We start from the raw sequence: 23797 nt of genomic DNA on the forward strand, positions 1-23797 counted from the left end.
TGGTGTGTTTGGTATAACGCTGAAAAATACGGCTAAATCGGCCCCGATCAGCTCGCATCGTACGTTCCCTGCGGTGGTCGCGCTATGGTTTGCCGCGCTGCTTGGGCTGGGAAGTCTGATCGTCCCGGTTATCCTGTTTGAAACTATGGCGACAGCGAGCGGGGTGTCGTCTGTTATACCAGCTGCGGCCCCGCCGCTGGGCACCACTGCGCGGCTCGTGATTGCCGCTGTAGCCGCGTTGCTAGGCGCGGTTGCGGGGGTAGCAATTGCGCGTAAGGTCGCTGCGGCGCAGCGCCCGGTAACTGCAGATCGCAGCACGAAATTCGTCAATACCGATCCGGTCGACAACGAGAAGCCGTCGCACCTTCTGCACAAACGCCCGATTTCAGCGCGAGAGGAGCTGGGCTCAGATTGTCTTGACGCGCCGCTTGCCAATATGGACGCCAATATGGGTGAGGCCAAACCTAGTTTTTCGAGCGTCCGGCGCCGGTCCCTGGCAGTAACCGATGAAAGCGCGCCGAGCGAATTTTTAGAAACCGTACCCTTGCCCGGCGGCGACATCGTATTTGACACCCTTAGCGAAAACGGGGCTGAGGATGCGCCCTCTGACGATCTCTTGGGGGAGGACCTTCGCAGTTTTCCCGAAGAACACGCGCCGCTTGCGCTTGGCGATCTCGATCTGACAGAGGCGCTTGAGGACATTGATGATCCCGAAGCGGCCTACCTCGATCCCGGCGAAACTGCCCCAGCCATCGCGGCAGCAGACGGCCGTAATGGTGTCGACGCGCCCGGCACCAGTTCACCGGTTACTTTTGAAGACCGTGCGTTTGACGCGCCCACCACTCACGCCTCGGCCGGGGAACCGGCACCAGTATCACCGCGAGAGGAGCTCGCCGCTATGACCAATCAGTTCGTAAATCCCGCCACCCATACGCCTGCCGATGATGCGCGCCCACTGGTGCAGCCAGCGCAACCGGCACAGGCGGTAGACGCAAAAACAGACGCAGGTACCAATATGCCAGTGTCCGACCGTGCGCTCGGCGATTTGGGGATGGTTGAATTGATCGAACGGTTCGCTTTGGCGTTGCAAACGCAAAAAGCCCGGCACGCAGCCGAAACCGCGATGGCTGAAGAACCCGTTGCGGCCGCTCCTTACAACCCTTTCAGTGCCAACGTTCCCGACGCAGCTGATATTCAGCCGCCGGTCTTCCGGCGCTCCAATCCCGCACCAGAAGCCGCAGAACCCTTGACTTTGGACATAGCTGCCGCAGACGCTGTAGCGCCCGCCCAGAATGGCGCAGCCAGCGGTAGTGTACCCTCGGGCATGAAACCATTCGGCTTCGATGATTTTGACGAAGACGATGATGACGAGACGTTCAGCGATGTCAGCGATCTGGGCCTGTCACTCAACGTGCCGCCGCCGCCCTTCAGCAAAGCAGGTGCGCCTGAGACACGCGATGCAGAGCCAAACCCGCCCGAGGCAGAGCGTGACGAGGCTGCCGATGATTTCAGCTCGCTGCTTGCGATGAAGAGCTCGATCGTAGCAAAACAGGAATTCGTCCGAGTTGATGCTGATCTGGACGAACCCACACCGGCGGATCCCGGCGTGGTATTTCCGGGCCAATCGGCGATTGCCCAGAACAAAAAGCCGTGCATCGCATTTCCTGAGCCAGAGCCTGCCCCTGCGCCGCGCGCATTCGATGCACCGGCTGGAATGCAGGCCCAGTCGCGCCAGTCCAGCAATGGCGAAACCGAGCGGGCCCTGAAAGAGGCACTCGAAAAATTGCAGCGCATGAGCGGCGCAGCGTAAATTCGCCCATCTGCAAGCAGATGCCCATCGCTTAGCTGCAAGTCTCGCAACATCCGTTGCAGCACAGTGCACTGCCGCTCCAGCTCCGGGTGCAGATGCGATTCCTCTTGGGCTGCGCATACGATATCTTGCCCCTTCGCAGTTGCAAAAAGCTTTTCATGTCGCCATGACTATGGTTCGCGAAACTTTCCAACGCTGACCGGGTGTGTTCCTTCAGCAGGAAAGCCGTGATATTTTGCCGGTTCGGGGGCGAGACCTCACTGCTGGCACCTGACATGATGGGATTGAGTGAATGGGATACCCTGCGCCTGAAGGGCTGTATGATCCGCGTAACGAACATGATGCCTGCGGCGTTGGTCTGGTTGCGCATATCAAGGGTAAAAAATCACATTCTATCGTTTCGCAGGCGCTCGAAATTCTGAACAATATCGACCATCGCGGCGCCGTTGGCGCTGACCCATTACTGGGAGATGGCGCCGGTATTCTGCTGCAACTGCCCGATCCGCTCTTTCGCAAATGGGCAGATTCAGCGGGGCATGCTCTTCCCCCACCGGGCGATTATGCGGTGGCCATGTGTTTTATGCCGCAAGAAGAACAGGCGCGCGCTTTCGTAACCGAGCAGCTCGAACGGTTTGTGGCCAAAGAAGGCCAGACTCTGGTCGGCTGGCGCGACGTGCCGACTACGCTTGATGGTTTGGGCGAAGCGGTTATTGATACCATGCCGGTTATGCAGCAATGCATCATCGCGCGCGGTGACAATTGCGCCGATCAAGACGCGTTTGAACGCAAGTTAATCGTGATCCGCAAGCAAACCCTCAATCCGCTCGCGACATTGGCGGAAAAGCATGATCTGCCAGAACTGACCAAAACCTATATCCCGAGCTTTTCAAGCCGTACCATCGTGTACAAAGGCTTGCTGCTGGCGAACCAGGTTGGTTCATTTTATGATGATTTGCGCGATGAGGATTGCATCTCCGCGCTGGGTCTTGTTCACCAGCGATTCTCGACCAACACGTTTCCGAGCTGGCGGCTTGCCCATCCTTACAGGTTCATGGCGCATAATGGCGAGATTAACACCGTTCGCGGCAATGTGAACTGGATGAATGCCCGGCGCCGGACGATGGAAAGCGAATTGCTGGGAGCCGATCTTGACAAGATGTGGCCGCTTATTCCGCACGGTCAATCAGATACGGCCTGTCTGGACAATGCGCTCGAACTGCTTGTGGCGGGCGGCTACAGCCTTGCCCATGCCATGATGATGCTGATGCCCGAAGCGTGGTCCAAAAACACGCAGATGGAGCCGCAGCGCCGGGCATTTTACGAATATCACGCCGCTTTGATGGAACCGTGGGATGGGCCGGCAGCAGTCGCCTTTACCGATGGCCGCCAGATCGGCGCCACTCTGGACCGTAACGGCCTGCGCCCGGCCCGTTTCTGCGTGACGAAAGATGACATTGTCTGCCTTGCTTCCGAAAGCGGCGTGTTGCCCTTCAAAGAGCAGGATATTACCCGCAAATGGCGCTTGCAGCCAGGCAAGATGCTGTTGATCGACATGGAAGCGGGCCGCATTATTGAAGATGCCGAGCTTAAGGCCGACTTGGCCGGCGCGCAGCCTTATTCTGAATGGCTTGAAAAGGCGCAATATAAGCTTCAGGATCTGGATACGATCGAGTCGGAGCTGGCGGCAGTGCCGGAAAACAAGGCGAGCCTGCTACAGTGTCAGCAAAGCTTTGGTTACACGCAAGAGGACATCAGCAAGTTCCTTGAGCCGATGGCGACCGACGGCAATGATCCGATCGGTTCGATGGGCACCGATACGCCGCTGGCGGTACTGTCTGATAAAAGCCGCCTTCTATACGACTATTTCAAACAGAATTTTGCCCAAGTCACCAATCCGCCGATCGATCCGATCCGCGAAGAATTGGTGATGAGCCTGCTGTCGATGGTCGGCCCCCGCCCCAATCTGCTTGGCCGCGATGCCGGAACGCATAAACGCCTGGAAGTAAGCCAGCCGATCCTGACCAATGAGGATCTGGCCAAGATTCGCTCTGTCGAGGCCGCGCTGGACGGCGCGTTCCGCACCGAAACGATCGACATTACCTGGGACGCTGCAACAGGTGCGGACGGGCTTGCATTGGCGCTGAAAGAGATGTGCTGGGCCGCGACCGAGGCGGTGTTGCAAGATCACAATATCCTGGTCCTGTCTGATCGCGGACAGGGCCCCGGACGTATCCCGATCCCGGCGTTGCTGGCAACAGCGGCGGTGCATCATCATCTGGTGCGCCAAGGCTTGCGGATGCAAACCGGCCTGGTCGTCGAGACCGGCGAAGCGCGCGAAGTGCATCATTACTGTGTTCTTGCCGGTTACGGCGCAGAAGCGATCAACCCCTATCTGGCATTTGAAACGCTGGAGCACCTGCGCGGCGAAAAATATCCTGACATGACTCAGGAGCAGATCGAGAGCAACTACATCAAGGCGGTTGGCAAAGGCATTTTGAAAGTCATGTCCAAAATGGGCATTTCGACCTACCAATCCTATTGCGGGGCGCAAATCTTCGACGCAGTCGGGCTGTCATCCGGCTTCATCGACAATTATTTCAAAGGCACCGCAACAACTATTGAAGGCATCGGCCTGGAGCAGGTTGCGCAGGAGGCTGTGCGCCGTCACAGTGCCGCCTACGGGGAGAACCCGCTCTATAAGGGGATGCTCGACGTTGGCGGGATCTATCAATACCGCCTGCGCGGGGAAGATCATGCCTGGACGCCGGGCAATGTCGCGAGCCTGCAGCATGCTGTGCGCGGCAATGATGTGAAAGATTACGAGGACTACGCCCGGTCTATCAACGAACAGTCCCAACGCCTTTTGACCATTCGCGGCCTGATGGAATTGCAGCCCGCCGATCAGCCCGTGCCGCTGGACGAGGTTGAACCGGCGGCGGACATAGTCAAACGCTTTTCCACTGGAGCGATGAGCCTTGGCTCGATCAGCCATGAAGCGCATTCGACTATGGCCATTGCGATGAACCGTCTTGGCGGACGGTCCAATACGGGCGAAGGCGGAGAGGAAGTTGCGCGGTTTACGCCAATGGCCAATGGCGATTCCATGCGTAGCCGGATCAAGCAGGTTGCCTCTGGCCGCTTTGGTGTCACCACAGAATATCTGGTCAATTCGGACGATATCCAGATAAAGATGGCGCAGGGCGCGAAGCCTGGTGAGGGCGGCCAGCTGCCCGGACATAAGGTCGATAAACGGATCGGTGCGGTGCGGCATTCCACGCCGGGTGTGGGTCTCATTTCTCCGCCGCCGCACCATGATATATACTCGATTGAGGATTTGGCGCAGCTGATCCACGATTTGAAAAATGTCCAGCCAACCGCCCGGATTTCGGTGAAGCTGGTGTCCGAGGTAGGTGTTGGCACGGTTGCCGCTGGCGTGTCCAAAGCGCGCGCGGACCACGTCACGATATCGGGATATGAAGGCGGGACCGGCGCATCCCCGCTGACCAGCCTAACCCATGCCGGTAGCCCGTGGGAAATCGGCCTTGCAGAAACCCAGCAGACGTTGCTTCTGAATGATCTGCGCAGCCGGATCGCAGTGCAAGTCGATGGCGGCCTGAGGACTGGCCGCGATGTCGCCATCGGCGCGCTGCTCGGTGCGGATGAGTTCGGCTTTGCCACTGCGCCACTGATTGCTGCTGGCTGCATCATGATGCGTAAATGCCATCTCAATACCTGCCCTGTCGGTGTGGCAACGCAGGACCCGGTCTTGCGCAAACGCTTCACCGGTACACCGGAGCATGTGATTAATTACTTCTTTTTTGTCGCGGAAGAACTGCGCCAGATAATGGCCGAGATGGGATTCCGCACAGTGCAGGAAATGATCGGCCGGGTGGACCGGATCAGCACCAAGCGGGTGGACCGTCACTGGAAGGCTGACGGCGTTGATCTGGGCAAGCTGCTCCATTCGGTTGAGCTACCCGAAGGCAGGCAGCTCTATCATACAGAAACGCAGGATCACGGCCTGGACGCTGCAATGGACACTATCCTGATTGAGAAATGCAAAGGCGCGATCCATTCTGGCGAACCCGTTCAGATCGATATGGAAATCCGCAATGTGAACCGGACCGTTGGCACTATGCTGTCTGGCGAGATTGCACGCGCGCATGGTCATGCAGGCCTGAAGCCGGAATCTATACGCATCAATCTGACCGGTGTTGCGGGCCAAAGCTTCGGCGCATGGCTGGCACACGGGGTCACGCTTGATCTGACCGGTGATGCCAACGACTATGTCGGCAAGGGTCTGTCCGGCGGGCGAATTATCGTCAAACAACCCAGCGATGTCAGCCGCACGGCATCGAACAATATCATTGTCGGCAATACGGTCCTTTACGGGGCGATCGCGGGCGAGGCCTATTTCGCAGGGGTTGCGGGCGAGCGATTCGCGGTTCGTAATTCCGGCGCGATTGCCGTTGTTGAAGGCGCGGGCGACCATTGCTGCGAATATATGACTGGCGGTGTGGTATGCGTATTGGGCAAAACCGGCCGTAACTTTGCGGCGGGCATGTCTGGCGGTATAGCCTATGCCTATGATCCGGACGGGGCATTCGCCGATCTGTGCAATATGGCGCAAGTAGATATCGAAGATATTTCGGCACAGGCAAACGAGGACGAGGGTACCGGCCTGCCGCAGCAACGCGGCACCAGTGTGCATGATTTTGGTATGGGGGATATGCTTCGCCATGATGCCGCCCGCTTGCGTATTCTGGTCGAACGGCACTTGCTTCATACAGGCAGCCAGCGCGCGTCTGAACTGCTCGCCGATTGGGACAATGAAGTGACCAAATTCAGAAAAATCACGCCGCGCGATTATGCAACTGCACTCCGCCAGCTGGAGGCAGAGCGCGCCGAGGCAGCAACCGTGGCAGCGGAGTAGATAACATGGGTAAAGACACCGGATTTCTCGAAATTGACCGCCGCGAACGGGATTATATCGACCCCAGCGAGCGACTGAAAAACTACAAAGAATTTGTCGTCGAGCCGGATGAAAGCGAGCTGAAGAACCAGGCTGCGCGGTGCATGGATTGCGGCATTCCCTATTGCCATAATGGCTGCCCGGTAAACAATATCATCCCTGACTGGAATGATCTGGTCTATAAGGGCGATTGGCAGAATGCGCTGGAAGTGCTGCATTCGACCAATAATTTTCCTGAATTTACCGGCCGCGTATGCCCTGCCCCGTGCGAGGCCAGCTGTACGCTCAATCTGATCGACCAGCCGGTCACGATCAAAAGTATCGAATGCGCAATTGTTGATCGCGGTTGGAAAGAAGGCTGGGTCAAACCTCAACCTGCCGCGAGGGAAACCGGCAAATCTGTCGCTGTGATCGGCTCTGGCGCTGCAGGGATGGCCTGCGCACAGCAGCTCGCCCGCGCAGGTCATGCTGTCACTGTGTTTGAGAAAAGCGACCGGATCGGCGGTTTGCTACGCTACGGAATTCCCGATTTCAAAATGGAAAAACATTTGATCAATCGCCGTGCGGTGCAGATGGAAGCCGAAGGCGTAACATTCAAAACTTCAGCAGAAGTGGGCGTAGAGATTTCCTTCAACGCCTTGCGCGAAAATTTTGATGCAGTGGTCCTATCGGGCGGCGCCGAAGAAGCGCGCATATTGGATGTGCCGGGTGCAGAGCTTCCAGGTGTTCGGCTCGCGATGGAATTCCTGATGCAGCAGAACAAGCGCAATGCCGGCGACGAGGAAGTCCGCGCCGCACCGCGCGGTACGCTGTCCGCCACGGGCAAGGATGTGATCGTTATTGGCGGCGGTGATACCGGTTCCGACTGCGTAGGCACTTCCAACCGGCAGGGCGCCAAATCGGTAACCCAATTGGAAATCATGCCGCAGCCTCCTGAAAAGGAAGACAAAGCTTTGACCTGGCCAAACTGGCCCATGAAAATGCGCACATCCTCCAGCCATGAAGAAGGCGCGGCGCGCGATTGGTCGGTGCTGGCCAAGCGAGTTATCGAAAAAGACGGCGATGTGGCTGGTCTGCAATGCGTGAAAGTCGAATGGCAAGACCGGCAAATGGTCGAAATTGAGGGCAGTGAGTTCACTTTACCCGCCGATCTTATCCTGCTGGCTATGGGATTTACTGGCCCCAAGAAACGTGGACTGCTTGACCGTGCCGGGGTGGAACTGGATGCGCGCGGCAATGTGAATGCCAACACATCCGATTACGCAACCAGCGAGGCAGGCGTGTTTGCCTGCGGAGACATGCGTCGCGGGCAGTCGCTGATCGTCTGGGCGATCAGGGAGGGCCGCCAGTGCGCGCGCGCCGTCGATCAGGCCTTGATGGGTGTGAGCGATTTGCCCGATTAACTGCTTAGAGCCCTGATTAATTGCTTAGAGCCCCAAATAATTGCTTAGAGCCCCAAATAATTGCTTAAAGCATAGCCTGCATACACATGGACAATCGCTGCATTGATGGCGATCAAATGGGCACATGGTACGGTTAAGAGCCAGCAAGCCGCTTGGCGTGCCGCGATAGTGCTAAACAATCGGCATCGAAAACCAGTGCAGGACGCAACCGGTAATGCCAATGCGGTAGAGGCCGCAGTGCCTTCGAGCCGCATTACGGGTTGCTCTTACCCGAAATCCCGATCGTTTATCGTGCCGCTGATCTCGCGGCTGGAAAATTGGCCGCGCGCAGCGGGCCGAAAACGCAATTGCTAAGCACCGAGATTTAGCCGACGAGGCCTCGACCCCGGACTATCCAGCAGACGACAGCCGCCAATCAATGGCGCCCCTGCCATGTCTTTCAAGAAATATATTGGCTGCACTGAACGGGCGTGAGCCGAAAAAGCCGCGATAGGCCGATAACGGGCTGGGATGCGGCCCTTTGAGTATCAGATGCTGCGTGTGCATGGCCAAACCGGAGATTATATCCGCTTTCTTCTGCGCGTGACTGCCCCATAGAATGAACACCGTGGGCGCCTCTCGCGCCGCCACTGCCGCGATGATCGCATCGGTAATGTGTTCCCAGCCCTTGCCCGCGTGGCTTGCGGCCTTATGCGCTTCAACGGTCAGCGCGGTGTTGAGCAGCAACACGCCTTCTCTGGCCCAGGCCTCCAGATTGCCATGACGCGGAATCGGCATATTCAGATCGCTAGCCAACTCCTTGTAAATATTGGCCAGTGAAGGCGGTATTTTTACCCCTTCGGGTACAGAGAAGCTCAAGCCATGCGCCTGACCGGGCCCATGATATGGATCCTGCCCCAGAATCACGGCTTTTACCGATCCGAGCGGTGTCAGTTCCAAAGCGCGCAATCGCTGTCCACGCGGGGGATATACCGACGTGCCCGCCGCTTCCTGGGCCGACAAAAATCCGCCCAGCTTGCGCGCTGCGCTGCTTTTCAGAACCGGCGTCAACGCTGACCGCCAACTTTCGGGGACTGCGTCTGCTTGGGCATCGTTCTTCATGGCGAGATGGTACCGCGCAATCTGGCCATCGACCAGCCACCCCTTTCCCTCCATCCCCAACCCGCCTAAGGGATAGGACATGTCAGTATTTTTCCATGAAGAAGATCTACCCGAAGGCGTATTGGCGCCGGGCCCGGTAGCGGTTGACACAGAAACAATGGGCTTGATTACCGCCCGCGACAGGCTGTGCGTGGTGCAGATCAGCGATGGTCAGGGCGATGAACATCTGGTGCGCTTCAAAGTCGGCAGCGCCTATGATGCGCCGAACCTGAAGGCCGTGCTGGCTGATCCGGCGCGGACAAAGCTGTACCATTTTGCACGGTTCGATCTTGCGGCAATAGAATATTATCTTGGCGTTGAAGCCAGTCCGGTATTCTGCACCAAGATCGCCAGCAAGCTGACGCGCACATACACCGATCGGCATGGCCTGAAAAATCTTGTCGTCGAACTGCTTGGCGGGGAAATTTCCAAAGCGCAGCAGAGTTCAGATTGGGGTGCGCCTGAAATCAATGATGCGCAGCGCGATTATGCGGCATCGGACGTCCGTTATCTACACCGTCTGCATGATGTGATGCAGGTGCGGCTTGAGCGCGAAGGGCGAACGGATATGGCGCAGGCGTGTTTCGATTTCCTGCCCACTCGCGCGCGGCTTGATATCGCTGGCTGGGCCGAACTTGATATTTTCAGCCACGCTTAAGCACCCAGGATAGAGACACCCACTATGGGCCAGGCAAGACGGATCGAAACCGACCAGGCAAAGCAGCGGCGCAACGCGCGGCAGCAATTTGCTGTGCCGGGTGGTTCGCACGACCGGCTGGTCAAAATTCTCGGTGCGGTCTTGCCGATGGGCGTCGGCGTTCTGGCGGCCTTAATGATTATCACGCCGCTTTCACCGCGCGGCGAGGTCAGCTTTCTGCTCGATCGTAATAAAGTGGCGGTTATCGATGAACGGCTGCGCGTTGATAATGCGCTTTATCGCGGGCAGGATGATCTTGGGCGTCCATTTTCGCTCACTGCAGGTGAAGCGGTCCAGCGATCAAGCGCCGAAGGTTTGGTGAGAATGCAGGATCTGGTTGCACGGATATTACTGCCGGAAGGGCCGGGCAGGATCGCCACCGATAGCGGCGTGTATGATATCAATTCCGAAGTGATCACGGTATTGTCCACCGTCAAATTAACCGCAGCCGATGGATATTTTCTGACTGCCCGCGGCGTATCGGTTGATCTTAATTCCAAACGCATTGTCGGCAGCGGCGGTGTAGAAGGATCATCCAACGCAGGATCCTTTTCCGCCAATGTGATGACTGCTGATCTTTCCGCGCGGAATATTATCCTCGAAGGCGATACCAAGCTACGTATGATCCCCGGCCGGTTGGGAGTGCCGCAATGAAAACCAGAATTGTAAAAGCCGTCCAGCATGCCGGTTTGGGCTTTGTCATAACGCTTGCTGCGATGGGCGGCATGCAGCTGCAAGCCCAGGCCATCGCCGCGCATAATTCGCAGGCACCGGTGAATTTCGCCGCCGATCGCAGCGAGTTGCAGGACCGCGAAAAACGCGCCGTCTTGTCGGGCAATGTCGACATTACGCAGGCCGGATTACGGCTGCGTGCAGCGCGCACAATCATCAACTATACCGATGTCGGCACATTCCAGATTCAGCGCATTACGGCGACCGGCGGTGTCCAGGTAACGCGCGGCAACGAAGCGGCCAGCGGTGACACGGCGATTTATGACTTTAACCGGCGGATCATCACGCTCGCGGGCAATGTCCGCTTACGGCGCGGCGGCGACACGCTGAATGGTGGGCGCCTGGTCATTGACTTGCAAAGCGGTGTCTCCAGCGTTGATGGCAGCGCGTCAGGATCATCCTCTGTCACAGGCGATGACAGCATAGGCACATCATCATCTGGCGGGCGTGTGACGGGCACCTTTACCGTTCCCAAAAATTGATAATCCCTAATTTTGGTTAAGGCAAAATATTGCATTAGCCAGATTGGTTAGTTTCGTCTCGCGGCGGCGGCTCGTGCTATTTCCGTCAGGCCCTGTGACAAAAGCAGTTCGGCAGATTGACTGTTGCTCAGCAATGCGCGGTGCATGGCCGTCAGTTTGCCCAGCAAACGCTCCAGCTTTCGCCCGCGCCAGCGCCGGATTTGTACAGACAGGTCGCGTTCGTCTTTCCAGAATATCCGCCGGGCGCGCTTTTCCGACTGGATCGTTCCGCCAATATCGCCATGCGGACCGATTTTTGCTGACAATTGCGCCAATTGCGCCGCGCGGCGTTCCATCGCCAGCAACAGTCCGACCGGATTGATCGACAATTCATGCATCCGCCGCAGTTCGCCCGGTAATTTGCCCGTCTCGCCCGACAGAACAGCATTTACCAGCGGCATGAAACCGTCATCCTCGGTCTTGGCTCCGATCGCCTCCAACGCGTCAATATCCACCGCTTTAGGCGCTTCGGGCGAGGCATCAAGATACAGCGCCAGCTTCTCAACCTCGGATTGGGCGAGCCGCACATCCAGCCCCGCCGCGCGTGCGATCCGCTCGGCGATATCGCCATTGAGTTGAAGTCCGGCGGCATCGGCCATCGTCCGCACAGAAGCGGTGACCGATGGCAAATCTGGCGGCCAGAACATCGCAACCATTGCATCGCTGCGCTTTTCCATCAGCTTGGCCGTGCGCGATTTATCGGTCGCGGATGTGGCGATGATTATTACGGGGAAAGCCTCCGGCTCACCCGAATCCGCACCTTCGATCAGATTTTTGACCGCATCATGGGCTTCATCGCCAGTCGCCCGCACCAGAATGTGCCGCATATCGCCGAACAGAGAGGAGGATCGCGCTTCATCGCTCAGCCGCACAGGATCTCTGCGCAGGTCCGGTCCAGCCAATTCCACAGCCTCTCCCGCATCGGGAAGCCCGGCAATGATAGACCGCGCTGCCGCAGAGGCTCCCGCTTCGTCGGGCCCGCACAGGAAAAATACGCGGCAGGATTTTGCGCCATGAGGGACGCGGCCAGCGCCGAAATCCTTTTGCGTCGCTTTCACGCGCCGTCGCGGTCTGTGGCACGCAATGTTAACGAGACTTGCGTCACGATCCGGTCGGCGACCTGGCGCGAAAGGTTTTCCAGCGCGGTCTGCTCCGCCGCAATAGTGGCATATTCGCTCGACACCACATCGATGCCCGCATCCGATCCAGCAGTCGCATCAAGGATGATGCTTCCATCACTGATGTCGACCAATTGATACCGCGCGCGTAAAATCCGGCGTTCGCGGGCAATTGTATCATCGCCCAGCACAGCAAGCCCTTCCAGCCGGTCATCAAGGCGGACATCGAGTCGATACCTCGTCTCGCCAGAGGTCGCGACACCGATCCGGTCGCGCAGGGCGTTGCGCATCAGCCAGCCCGCCTGTCCGGGGATCGGCGCAATATCTATCGCACCCAGCCCCTGCGCAACTGTACCGCTTGGGCCGCCAGAATATAGCGGCTGCAAACCGCATCCAGACAGTATAACCAGGCTGAGAAAGGCTAGAACGGTGCGCATCAGGTAACGATATTCACCAATCTGTCTGGAACGACAATCACTTTGCGCACTTCTGCCCCGTCAATCGAGCGGATAAGTTTCTCACTGCCGAGTGCCAGTGCCTCCATTTCGCCCTTCTGCAGACCTTTGGCCACGGTTAAAGTGTCGCGCAATTTGCCATTATGCTGGACTGCAATCGTCACTTCATCATCGATGAGCAACGCCGGATCAGCATCGGGCCATGCAGCCATCGCAATCAGGCCTTCGCCGCCAAGATTGGCCCACGCTTCCTCGGCCAGATGCGGCATCATCGGGGATGCCATCAGCAGAATCGAACGAATCGCTTCATTCCGGCTCTCGGACGGCGCCGCTTTTTCGGTCGCTCCGGTTAATTCATAGAGCCGCGCCACGGCTTTGTTGAAAGACAGTGCTTCAATATCCCCGGCAACCGCCGCAATGGTCTGGTGCGTTTTGCGGTCGAGCGCCTTGTCGCGCCCCTGTGACGCCGCATCGAACTGACCAAATAAGCGCCACAGGCGGTGGACGAAGCGCGAGCACCCCTCAATACCGGCCTCCGACCACGGAAGATCGCGTTCCGGCGGGCTATCCGACAACATAAACCAGCGCACAGCATCCGCACCATAATTGGCAATGATGGTATCCGGATCGACGACATTCTTCTTCGATTTGGACATTTTGATGACGCGGCCAATGTCGACCGGTTGCCCGTCATCTTTCAGAATAGCCCTGTCGCCGCCTCGCTCAACCTCGCCCGGAGTGAAATATGTTTCGCGGCCATTGTCACGCCGTGAATATGTTTCGTGCGTCACCATGCCTTGCGTGAACAGGCTGGCAAACGGTTCCCTGGCTTCAATCAGGCCAATATGCGACAAGGCGCGCGTCCAGAACCGCGCATAGAGCAGGTGCAATATCGCATGTTCGATGCCGCCAATATATTGCTCGACCGGCATCCATCTGGCGATTTCTTCTGCATCAAACGGCTTATCGTCAGGCTGGCTGGCAAAGCGCAGGAAATACCAGCTGGAATCGACAAATGTATCCAGCGTATCGGTTTCCCTCTCCGCCGCGCCGCCGCAATTGGGGCAGCTGACATGCTTCCACGTTTCGTGGCGCACCAGCGGATTGCCTGGCGTCTGAAAATCGACATCCTCGGGCAATTCAATCGGCAGGCTTTCTTTCGGTGCAGGCACCACGCCGCATGCGCTGCAATGAACAAAAGGGATCGGTGTGCCCCAATAACGCTGGCGGGAAACACCCCAATCGCGCAGCCGCCACACCGTCTGGCCCTCGCCCCATTGCTCGTCTTCAGCACGGGCGATGATCATCGCTTTCGCCTCATCCACGCTTTTGCCGTTGAGAAAGGCGGAATTGACGAGAACTCCATCACCGGTCGCAGCTTCTGTAACGGGGGCATCTGCTGCGCTATCATTATCCGCGACAACGCGCCGGATCGGTAAGCCGTATTTGGCCGAAAATTCGAAATCACGCTGGTCATGCGCGGGCACGCCCATGACTGCGCCAGTACCGTAATCCATTAGCACGAAATTCGCGATGTAGACGGGCAAAGCGCCGCCAGTGATTGGGTGGATGGCGTTGAGACCGGTATCAAGCCCAAGCTTCTCGGCCGTTTCCAGCTCGGCTGCAGTCGTTCCGCCCGCTTTGCATGTTTCGATGAATGCCTGTGCTTCGGGATTATCTGCCGCGACTGCTTTCGCAATCGGGTGATCTGCAGCAACCGCGACGAAACTTGCGCCAAAAATTGTGTCAGGCCGTGTGGAATAGACGGCAATCTCCCGATCACCAGTCACGGCAAAACGGAACCGCAGACCTTGCGATTTCCCAATCCAGTTTTCCTGCATCAGGCGGACTTTGTCAGGCCAGTCTTCCAAGTCGCCAAGGCCGTCCAATAATTCATCGGCAAAGTCGGTAATTTTCAGGAACCATTGCGACAATTTTCGCTTTTCGACCACCGCGCCGGACCGCCAGCCCTTACCGTCAATCACCTGCTCATTGGCGAGCACGGTGTTATCGACCGGGTCCCAGTTTACTTCGCTTTCTTTGCGGTAGACGAGCCCGGCATTAAACAGATCGATGAACAATGCTTGCTCGTGACCGTAATATTCCGGATCGCAGGTCGCAAATTCGCGCGTCCAGTCCAGCGCAAAGCCGATCCGCTTCAATTGCGCTTTCATATTGGCAATATTGTCCCGCGTCCAACCGCCGGGATGGACGTTATTTTCCATCGCGGCATTTTCTGCCGGCATCCCGAACGCATCCCAGCCCATTGGATGCAGTACCTCATGCCCGCGCATTTTCTTATAGCGCGCCAGCACGTCGCCCATCGTGTAATTGCGGACATGCCCGATATGGATCCGCCCCGACGGATAGGGGAACATTTCCAATACGTAGCTTTTCGGCTTCGGGCTGCCCGAATCGGCCACAAAGCATCCGGCCTCGTCCCACGCCCGTTGCCAGCGCGTGTCAGCCCGCCCTGGCTCAAAGCGGGCATTGAAACCAGTATCACTCATGATCGGGCCTATCGGAAAATCAGAAAAAATAACGCGCCAGATACCGGCACCCGGTCAGGCAAAGCGGTTTAGCTGGACAGTGACTGGCGGCGGAGTTCGCGTGCTTTGGTCAGGATGATTCCTTCCAGTTTCTGGACCGTTGCAGCCTGTACCGGCGCATCGACCCAGCCGCCGCCCTGAGCCACTTGGCGGCTCGCGGCGACCCGCAACGCATCAGCCCGCAAATCCTGATCGAGAATGGTTACGGTCATTTTCACACGTTCGCCCGGATTGGTCGGGTTGGCGTACCAGGCGGTGACAATTACGCCTCCTGCACTATCCGCCTGAAGAAGGGGCGCAAAGCTGACCGTGTCGAGCGATGCCCGCCAGAGGTAGGAATTGACGCCGATGGTGGTGACCTGCGCTGCGGCGAGATCAGAGGTAGGGCGGTCACTGCCCCCGCAGCCAGCCAGCATCGACACAGCAGCGGTGCCAATCAGCAACCGGGAAAGTGAATTTGGGGTCGCACGTAGAGTCATAATCGTTCCAGATCGCTTTATTCTTCATGTCCGGCATAGTGGCCTGGCATTGGCCCGCCTGTTGCTACTCGGTTATCTCTATAGCCAGACACAGCAAAGCAGCAAGCCATAGCACGCCATCGGCCGTGAATGACTGCTTAATTGCATGCTGATGTCGATGTGAACATCCACATTTTCGCTGCCTCCCGTGGTGGGTATCTGTGGGAACAGTGCAACAGTCGCGTGCCGTAACGGCGGCATGATGTGGAAAAGCTGGTCAAGCGGGGTTCACAATCGTACATCAGTGATCGGCGGTCAAAAAATGGTCAGTGACTGTTCATGCAGATTACGCTTCAATGCACAGTAAGACAATCGGCGCAAACAAAGGCAAGACAGAGTATCGATGGTAAATCCGGCCCGTCTTACAAATAAGCGAAAAGTGGTAACCGCGCTGGGCGCGGCAATTGCGGTTGCCTTCGCTCTGCCGAGCGCAGGTCTTGCCTTGGGCGGCAATGCTCTGTCCCTGATGCCGCCGGAAATTACGGGTCTGGGAACATTTACGCCTGCCGGTGTGGATCCACTGCTTGCCCAACGGGTGCAGAAAACAATGCGGGATAAAGGTCTGAATTTGGGCTTTACTCCTGCAAAATCGGTTAGTGCGGGCAATCGTACTGTCACTGTCGCGATCCGCATCGATGATGAAACGGCTCAAGCGATCTCTGTGCGGCCTGCTGTGTCTTCTGCTCGCGGTAATGCAGTACCGCGCGCAATAGCGGTTGCACCGACCCGGTATAATCTGGGTGTGGCGCGCGGCTATCAAGGGTTCACGACCCAATTGGGCGGGCCGGACAAACCATCGATGTCAGGCGCAATACGCTCCTCCGCAATCGGTGATATATCGATGCCCGATTTGTCCGATTTCAAACCGGTAACCGGAACAGCAGAACGCAAACCAAACCGCTTCCAGCCGCGAATCGCGTTGGAGGCGGAAGAAAAAACCGGCCGTGCCCCGCGCACTTTGGATGCTTTGGGCGAACAATCGGTTGATGTTGGCGGTGCATATCGAGTGACTAAGAACCTGGATGTCACAGCAGGTGTGCGTTTGTCGCAGGATCGCGACCGGCTGGACCCGTTGACCGATTCGGTCCAGGATAGCCAGGCGGTTTACGTCGGAACGCAGTTCCGCTTCTAAAACGCTGGCAATTACACCTTATTCTTGCCCTGCTCTTAAATTCGTAGCCACATAAATAGGTATGAGCCGGCTCGCTGGATTCACGGCAAGACTTCCCGCCTCACTCGCAATGCCGTAAGGGAACTGCCGGTATGCAGTAATTGAAGCGAGGATTTTATGACACGGGTAGCAATTGTTACAGGCGGCACGCGCGGGATCGGGCGCGCAGTGTGCGAACATTTGAAGGATGACGGTTTCACTGTTGTGGCCAATTATGGCGGCAATGATGAAAAAGCCCGCGCTTTCACTGCCGAAACCGGCATCGTCGCTTACAAATGGGATGTTGGCGATCATGATGCATGCCTCGCCGGATGCGCGGCAGTGACCGAAGAGATCGGCCCGGTCGATGTCGTCGTCAATAATGCCGGTATCACGCGCGATGGGACCATGCACCGGATGAGCTTTGACGACTGGAACGAGGTGATGCGGATCAATCTGGGCGGATGCTTCAACATGGCGAAGGCCTGCTTTGGCGGGATGCGTGACCGCAAATGGGGCCGGATTGTCAATATCGGTTCAATCAACGGTCAGGCCGGTCAATACGGCCAAGTAAATTATGCCGCCGCCAAATCGGGCATTCACGGCTTTACCAAGGCGCTCGCACAGGAAGGCGCGAAATTCGGTGTGACGGTAAATGCTATCGCGCCAGGTTATATCGATACGGATATGGTCGCTGCTGTCCCCGAAGAAGTGCTCGAGAAGATCGTTGCGAAGATCCCTGTCGGCCGTCTGGGTCAGGCTAGCGAAATCGCCCGTAGCGTAGCCTTCTTATGTTCGGAAGATGCCGGTTTTGTGACCGGTTCAACCATGAGCATTAATGGCGGACAGCACATGTATTAAGACGCAGCTGATGCCTGACAGCGATCCGCCAACCACACCGCCCTATCACCCGCCGGTGAAACGCTCGGTACAGATTGCGCGGCACAAAACCTCGATCAGTCTGGAGCCTGTGTTTTGGGATATGCTCAAGAATGCGGCTGAAACACAGGGTGTGCCGATTAACGCACTCGTCGCGCGCATCGATGCAGAACGGATCAAGGCCGACACTCCGCCGGGCCTTGCCAGCGCGATCCGGGTGTGGTTGGTGGACCGGCTCGGTCAGTTTTAATCGTCACCCACGCGCTCGACATCAGCACCGGCCAGCTGCAGCTTTTCCTCCAGCCTCTCATAGCCACGATCCAGGTGATACAGGCGGCGCACTTGTGTCTCACCCTCTGCAGCCAGTCCCGCTATCACCAGACTCATTGAGGCGCGCAAATCGGTCGCCATCACTTCTGCCCCGGTCAGCTTTTGCACCCCGCGCACTATCGCGGTGCGGCCATTGGTTTCGATATTTGCGCTCATCCGGTTCAGTTCCGGCACGTGCATGAAACGGTTTTCGAAAATCGTTTCGTTGAGCACGCTGGTGCCCTCTGCCTTGCACAGCAAAGCCATCAATTGCGCCTGCATATCGGTGGCGAGGCCGGGAAAGGGTGCCGTAGTGAGATCGGTGGCTTTCAGCGGGCCATTGGCAGCGACAGTCACGCCGTGTTTATCGCTCTCCACCTCCACACCGATCGACCGTAGCGCCTGCAAGGTTGAGCTCATATCATCTGCATTCGCGCCTTCCAGCCGTACCTCACCCCCGGTGATGGCTGCGGCACATGCATAAGAGCCGGCCTCTATCCGGTCGGCCATCACTTTATAGGTTGCCCCGTTCAGTGTCTTCACCCCGTGAATGATTACGTCCGAGCTACCGATATTTTCGATCTCTGCACCCATCGCGACAAGCAAATTGCACAGATCGACAATCTCCGGCTCGCGCGCCGCATTGGTCAGCCGCGTTGTCCCATTGGCCAAGGCGGCGGTCATCAGCGCATTCTCTGTCGCCCCCACTGACACGACCGGGAACGTAAAATCACCGCCGGTCAAACCGCCGTCCGGGGCGCGGGCACGGACATAGCCAGCTGCCAGTTCGATCTCAGCTCCGATCGCTTCGAGCACTTTCAAATGCAGATCAATCGGCCGGTTTCCAATCGCGCAGCCTCCTGGCAGCGACACTGTCGCCTCTCCCGCCCGCGCCAGCATCGGGCCGAGCACCAATATTGAGGCGCGCATTTTACGGACTAGATCATATGGCGCGACAGTCGAGGTCAGCCGGGCTGCTTCATAGGTGACCACCCGGCCAAATTCCTCCGGCCGGTTGCCGCGAATGCCAGTGGACACACCGAATTGCGTCATCAAATGCTGGAATCCGTCAATATCGGCCAAACGCGGCAAATTGCGCAATGTCAGCGGTTCTTCGGTCAACAACGCACACGGTATCAATGTCAGCGCAGAGTTTTTCGCGCCGGAGATGGGGATACTGCCCGATAGGCGTTTTCCGCCGTGAATTACGATTTTATCCATCGCGGTGGTTTAGCCAGAATCGCGGTCAGGGCAATACCAACCCTGCAGGTAACCCAATCGAAATAGGTTTGCGGCAGTTGACCGGATGGCAATCCGCGCTTTAACCAGGGATCCCATGACCCAACACACACCCACACAGCATAAACCCATCAAGAAAGCCGTCTTTCCCGTTGCGGGGCTTGGCACGCGTTTTCTGCCCGCGACCAAAGCGATCCCCAAGGAATTGCTGCCCATCGTGGACCGCCCGCTGATCCAATATGCGGTGGACGAAGCGCGCGAGGCGGGGATTGAGCAGATCATCTTCGTCACGGGCCGGGGCAAGACCGCGATTGTCGAACATTTCGACGTCGCGTTCGAACTCGAAGCCACAATGAACGAGCGGGACAAGGATATGTCAGTGCTCGATCCGACCCGCGCCACGCCGGGCGATATCATTACCGTGCGCCAGCAAGTGCCGCTCGGCCTTGGCCATGCGATCTGGTGCGCCCGCGCGATTGTGGGCGATGAACCGTTCGCGATTCTGCTGCCCGATGAATTGATGGTCGCCCAGAAAGGCGGCGGAACGGGCTGCATGAAGCAAATGGTCGACGCCTATAATGAGGTTGGCGGCAATTTGATCAGCGTGCTGGAAGTGCCGCATGAGGAAGTCAGCAGTTACGGCGTAATTGATCCGGGCAAAGCGTCAGGCTCGCTCACCGAAGTGAAGGGCCTCGTTGAAAAACCGCCTGTGGATCAGGCCCCGTCCAACAAGATCGTATCGGGCCGCTATATTCTGCAACCAGAAGTGATGCGGACACTGGAAACCCAGGGCAAGGGCGCAGGCGGAGAGATCCAGCTGACCGATGCGATGGCCAAAATGATCGGCACCCAGCCGTTCAACGCCGTCACATTCCAGGGCCGCCGCTTCGATTGCGGCAGCAAGCTGGGCTTTGTCGAGGCGACGTTGGCGCTCGCACTGGAGCGCGGTGATATGGGCGCCGACGTCCGCGCAATGGCGCAGCGGCTGTTGGACGCTGAGTAGGAAAGGGACGGTCAGGCGGTTTTTTGACGCTGCGACATTTGCCATTTTCCACCGTATTTTCAGTGATATAATGGCGAATGGCCGCATTACGCTGTGACCTTTACCGTGGGCATATGTGACCTTAGGCGGCTTGCGACAGCCCGTTGCGCAAGCAGACAGGGTAAGACCGGCAATGAGAAAGAGCGCCGCCATGTTAGCGCAGCTTCACATTGTAGGAAATATGCCGATACTGCCGCGAGGGAAGGTTTGGATTATAGCCGAGCGCAGCATCAGTCCGGCACCCGGCTGTGGCGGTCAGTGCCTGTTGATCCGGCAAAATATGGTGTGAAGCGAGTGGTCGCAGCACGCGCCGAGCAGCGCCGCTGGAGCCGCCGACACGCAGCACGGGCCCGCCGGATGATGATGCCGGTTGCTGCTCGTAACGGGCCGTTTACGAGGGCGTTATTTTCAAGGGCAACGTCTTCAGCCCGCCGACAAAGGTTGATTTTGACCGCGCTGGTTCACCCGCCAGTTCAATCGCGGCAATCCGGTCGAGCAGAACGTCGAACAATATGCGCATTTCCAGCCGCGCCAGATGCAGGCCGAGGCATTGATGCCCGCCCGCGCCAAACGCCAAATGCCGGTTGGGGGATCGGGCCGCATCGAAAGTGCGCGGATCGCTGAAATGCGATGGATCATGATTGGCCGCGACATAATTGATCATCAGCCAGTCGCCCTTCGCAATCCGCTGCCCGCCAATCTCCACATCCTGTGCCGCAGTGCGCATGAAATGCTGCACGGGGCTGGTCCAGCGGATCGCTTCCTCGACAATCCCGGCGAGCAATGACCGGTCCGCCTTTACCCGCGCGAACTGCTCCGGATCGCGCGCCAGAGCCAGCATCGCGCCCGCTGTCGAGGCGGAGGTGGTGTCATGCCCGGCCGCTGCCAGAATGATGTAATAGCCCATCATATCGCGGTCATTCAGCGGCTGGCCGTCAACGGTGGCATTGGCGATAGTGCTGGCGACATCGCCGGTGGGGCGCGCGCGTTTTTCTGCGGTGATCGCCGCAAAATAGGCTTCAAAATCCTTGACCGCACCGGCGACCAGTTGAGTGATCTGCTCCGCCGTCATATCTTTCATGCCTGACTGGTTGAGATCTTCATCCTGCCCGCCAAACATTTGCTGGGTCAGCATCAGCATGCGCGGCTCGTCTTCTTCCGGCACGCCCATGATCTGCATCACCACATGCAGCGGATAGGGGGCCGACACCAGCGGTACGAAATCCACCTCGGCCGCGTTGTTCTGTACCGCATCAATCAGCCGCCCGACTGTGGCCTGTGCCAATGCGCGGATCGCATCCTCCACCGAACGCAGGCTCTTGGGCATGAACCATTCCTGCGTCAGCTTGCGGTATTTCATGTGGATCGGCGCGTCGAATGTGACCAGGCTGGCGACCATATGCGGGCTGCCGCCAGTCATCTGCCTGGCAAATTCGATCCCCTCGGCAAGTGAAAATACCACCGCGCGCGGATTGTTGAGGAAGGTCTGATTATCCTTCGAAATCCGCATCACATCATCATAGCCGGTGACCAGCCAGAACGGATCGAACACGCCGTCTGTATCGGGCAGAACCTTCACCACCGGCGCCGCGGCACGAATATGGTCGAACGTGTCGAGCAGAGTGTCCCAATCGGCATAGGCGGCCGGGTCTGTCACCGCGCGGGCCAGATCACCCTGAATGGTGGGAACATCACGCATTGGCTACCCCTCCTGCCGTGCGGCCTGCTGATACTCGTCCTTCAATTTACGTTTATAGAGCTTGCCATTGGCTTCGCGCGGTAACGCGGCGCGGAAGTCGAAAATCCTGGGCATTTTCAGCCGTCCGAGCACGCCCGACAAATATCCGGTCAGCTCCGCCTGCAAAGCGTCCCCTGCATCATCCATTGACACCGGCTGCACCACGGCAACGACTTGTTCGCCCATTTCGGGGCATGGCGCGCCGATAACTGCGGCATCCATGACCTTGTCATGACTGACCAGCAGATTCTCGACTTCCTGCGGGTAGATATTCACTCCGCCGGAAATGATCATATTGCTGCGCCGGTCCGTGAGATAGAGGAACCCGTCAGAATCCAGCTTCCCGATATCGCCCAAAGTCGTCCAGCCCTTGGGGTGCGTGGCCTCTTTGGTCTTTGCATCGTCTTTGTGGTACTGAAACGGATAGGGGCTTTCGAAGAAAATCACCCCCTCTTTGCCCACGGGCATTTCATTGCCATCATCATCGCAGACATGGATAATGCCCAAGATGGCGCGCCCGACAGACCCCTGATGCGTGACCCAATCGGCACTGCTGCACAGGGTCATGCCGTTGCCTTCGCTGCCTGCATAATATTCAAAAATAATCGGGCCCCACCACGCAATCATCGCGCGCTTGATGTCCGCCGGACACGGCGCGGCAGCATGGATGGCGCATTCATGCGAAGACAGATCATACTGGCTGCGCGCATCAGCTGGCAGTTTGAGCATCCGCACGAAATGGGTTGGCACCCACTGGCTGCAATTGATCCGGTATTTTTCGATCGCGGCCAACGCATCTTCGGGATCAAACTTCTCCATAATCACCACCGTACCGCCCAATCGGTGGATCGCGCTCGACCAGCCAAGCGGCGCGGCATGATAGAGCGGCGCGGGTGAGAGATAGCGGGCGCTGCCATCGGCTTTTATTCCGAAACCCATAGTCGCCAGACCCATTAACGGGCTGGGCGCTTTAACATCAGGGTCTTCGGGCGGCGCGGGTAAAATGCCTTTGGGCCGGCCGGTCGTGCCCGAGCTATAGAGCATAACGCGGCCAACGCTCTGATCGGCAATCGGGTGTGCGGGCATGGCGGCAAGAGCCTCTTCGCCGCCTGCGCCAAATGTAAGAGCGGGCAAATCCGCACTCGCCACCGGAAGATCGGCGACGATGGCATCAAATTTCGGTGTCGTGATCAACAGCTTCGCATCGCTGTCACTGAGAATATATGCGATTTCACTGGCGGTCAGGTGTGTCGATATCGGTACCAGCACGGTCCCGGCGCGCTGTGATGCCCAATACACTTCGTGATAGCGCGCATTGTTCTGCATCAGCACGCCAAAGGCATCACCGTCCTTCAGGCCCTGCGCGCGCAGCCAGTGAGCAAGCCGGTTGGCCGCTTCGTCCAATGCCCGGTAACTGACGGTTTCCCCGCTCCCTGCCATGATGATCGCGGGATGATCGGGGCGGCTTTCAGCGAACTGGATCGGGTGCATGGGGATTCCTCTCTCGGCGTCACCCTATTCACGC

Annotated in this window: 18 protein-coding genes; 10 read left to right on the plus strand and 8 right to left on the minus strand. The window is 57.9% G+C overall.

Features of this window, described 5'->3' with window-relative positions; genetic code table 11:
* Positions 1-4 precede the first annotated feature (4 nt).
* The 3 genes from WA922_RS09135 to WA922_RS09145 all read left to right on the plus strand — a co-directional run bounded on the left by WA922_RS09135 (position 5) and on the right by WA922_RS09145 (position 8185).
* On the plus strand, positions 5-1810 hold the full coding sequence (locus WA922_RS09135; RefSeq protein WP_424771388.1) for a hypothetical protein: 1806 nt from the start codon (positions 5-7) through the stop codon (positions 1808-1810).
* A gap of 292 nt (positions 1811-2102) precedes the next feature.
* The gene (gltB, locus tag WA922_RS09140) at positions 2103-6743 is read left to right on the plus strand and encodes a glutamate synthase large subunit (RefSeq protein ID WP_424771389.1); all 4641 of its coding nucleotides are present in this window, start codon (positions 2103-2105) and stop codon (positions 6741-6743) included.
* A gap of 5 nt (positions 6744-6748) precedes the next feature.
* Entirely contained in the window at positions 6749-8185 is a 1437-nt protein-coding gene (locus WA922_RS09145; RefSeq protein WP_424771390.1) for a glutamate synthase subunit beta, read from the plus strand.
* Between the two features lie 390 nt (positions 8186-8575).
* Here the strand turns inward: WA922_RS09145 and ung are convergent, their stop codons facing one another.
* Positions 8576-9286, minus strand: a complete 711-nt coding sequence (ung, locus tag WA922_RS09150) for a uracil-DNA glycosylase (RefSeq protein ID WP_424771439.1) — start codon at positions 9284-9286, stop codon at positions 8576-8578.
* 79 nt (positions 9287-9365) lie between these two features.
* Between ung and WA922_RS09155 the strand changes: the two genes are divergently transcribed.
* The 3 genes from WA922_RS09155 to WA922_RS09165 are packed head-to-tail and all read left to right on the plus strand — an operon-like array spanning position 9366 to position 11236.
* A complete protein-coding gene (locus WA922_RS09155) occupies positions 9366-9983 on the plus strand; it encodes a ribonuclease D (protein ID WP_424771391.1) in 618 nt (205 codons plus the stop codon).
* A 24-nt stretch (positions 9984-10007) separates the two neighbouring features.
* Positions 10008-10676: an LPS export ABC transporter periplasmic protein LptC gene (locus WA922_RS09160; protein WP_424771392.1), complete on the plus strand. Its 669-nt coding sequence runs from the start codon at positions 10008-10010 to the stop codon at positions 10674-10676.
* A complete protein-coding gene (locus WA922_RS09165) occupies positions 10673-11236 on the plus strand; it encodes an LptA/OstA family protein (RefSeq protein WP_424771393.1) in 564 nt (187 codons plus the stop codon). Before WA922_RS09160 ends, WA922_RS09165 begins: the two co-directional genes overlap by 4 nt.
* 47 nt (positions 11237-11283) lie before the next feature.
* Here the strand turns inward: WA922_RS09165 and holA are convergent, their stop codons facing one another.
* The 4 genes from holA to WA922_RS09185 all read right to left on the minus strand — a co-directional run bounded on the left by holA (position 11284) and on the right by WA922_RS09185 (position 15876).
* Entirely contained in the window at positions 11284-12333 is a 1050-nt protein-coding gene (holA, locus tag WA922_RS09170) for a DNA polymerase III subunit delta (RefSeq protein ID WP_424771394.1), read from the minus strand.
* Positions 12330-12830, minus strand: coding sequence for an LPS assembly lipoprotein LptE (gene lptE / locus WA922_RS09175; RefSeq protein WP_424771395.1), 501 nt, complete (start codon positions 12828-12830; stop codon positions 12330-12332). Before lptE ends, holA begins: the two co-directional genes overlap by 4 nt.
* Positions 12830-15358: a leucine--tRNA ligase gene (gene leuS / locus WA922_RS09180; protein ID WP_424771396.1), complete on the minus strand. Its 2529-nt coding sequence runs from the start codon at positions 15356-15358 to the stop codon at positions 12830-12832. The genes lptE and leuS overlap by 1 nt, the downstream gene beginning before the upstream one ends.
* 68 nt (positions 15359-15426) lie before the next feature.
* Positions 15427-15876 carry a DUF3576 domain-containing protein gene (locus WA922_RS09185; protein WP_424771397.1) on the minus strand — a complete coding sequence of 150 codons (450 nt, stop codon included), beginning with the start codon at positions 15874-15876 and terminating at the stop codon, positions 15427-15429.
* 418 nt (positions 15877-16294) lie between these two features.
* Here WA922_RS09185 and WA922_RS09190 point away from each other — a divergent pair, with 418 nt between their 5' ends.
* The 3 genes from WA922_RS09190 (at position 16295) to WA922_RS09200 (ending at position 18194) form a co-directional block, all read left to right on the plus strand.
* A complete protein-coding gene (locus tag WA922_RS09190) occupies positions 16295-17047 on the plus strand; it encodes a hypothetical protein (protein WP_424771398.1) in 753 nt (250 codons plus the stop codon).
* Between the two features lie 156 nt (positions 17048-17203).
* Entirely contained in the window at positions 17204-17926 is a 723-nt protein-coding gene (phbB, locus tag WA922_RS09195) for an acetoacetyl-CoA reductase (RefSeq protein ID WP_424771399.1), read from the plus strand.
* A gap of 10 nt (positions 17927-17936) precedes the next feature.
* A complete protein-coding gene (locus tag WA922_RS09200) occupies positions 17937-18194 on the plus strand; it encodes a ribbon-helix-helix domain-containing protein (protein WP_424771400.1) in 258 nt (85 codons plus the stop codon).
* Here WA922_RS09200 and murA read toward each other — a convergent pair.
* Positions 18191-19474, minus strand: a complete 1284-nt coding sequence (gene murA / locus WA922_RS09205) for a UDP-N-acetylglucosamine 1-carboxyvinyltransferase (protein WP_424771401.1) — start codon at positions 19472-19474, stop codon at positions 18191-18193. The two genes, WA922_RS09200 and murA, sit on opposite strands and share 4 nt — an antisense overlap.
* Before the next feature lie 115 nt (positions 19475-19589).
* Between murA and galU the strand changes: the two genes are divergently transcribed.
* Positions 19590-20495 (plus strand): UTP--glucose-1-phosphate uridylyltransferase GalU, encoded by a 906-nt coding sequence (galU, locus tag WA922_RS09210; protein ID WP_424771402.1) that lies wholly within the window; start codon positions 19590-19592, stop codon positions 20493-20495.
* Positions 20496-20925: 430 nt separating this feature from the next.
* Here the strand turns inward: galU and WA922_RS09215 are convergent, their stop codons facing one another.
* A complete protein-coding gene (locus tag WA922_RS09215) occupies positions 20926-22233 on the minus strand; it encodes a cytochrome P450 (protein WP_424771403.1) in 1308 nt (435 codons plus the stop codon).
* 3 nt (positions 22234-22236) lie between these two features.
* Positions 22237-23763, minus strand: coding sequence for an acyl-CoA synthetase (locus tag WA922_RS09220; protein WP_424771404.1), 1527 nt, complete (start codon positions 23761-23763; stop codon positions 22237-22239).
* Between the last annotated feature and the right edge of the window lie 34 nt (positions 23764-23797).

Origin of the sequence: Pontixanthobacter sp., assembly GCF_049682855.1 — a bacterium.
Lineage (GTDB): Bacteria > Pseudomonadota > Alphaproteobacteria > Sphingomonadales > Sphingomonadaceae > Pontixanthobacter.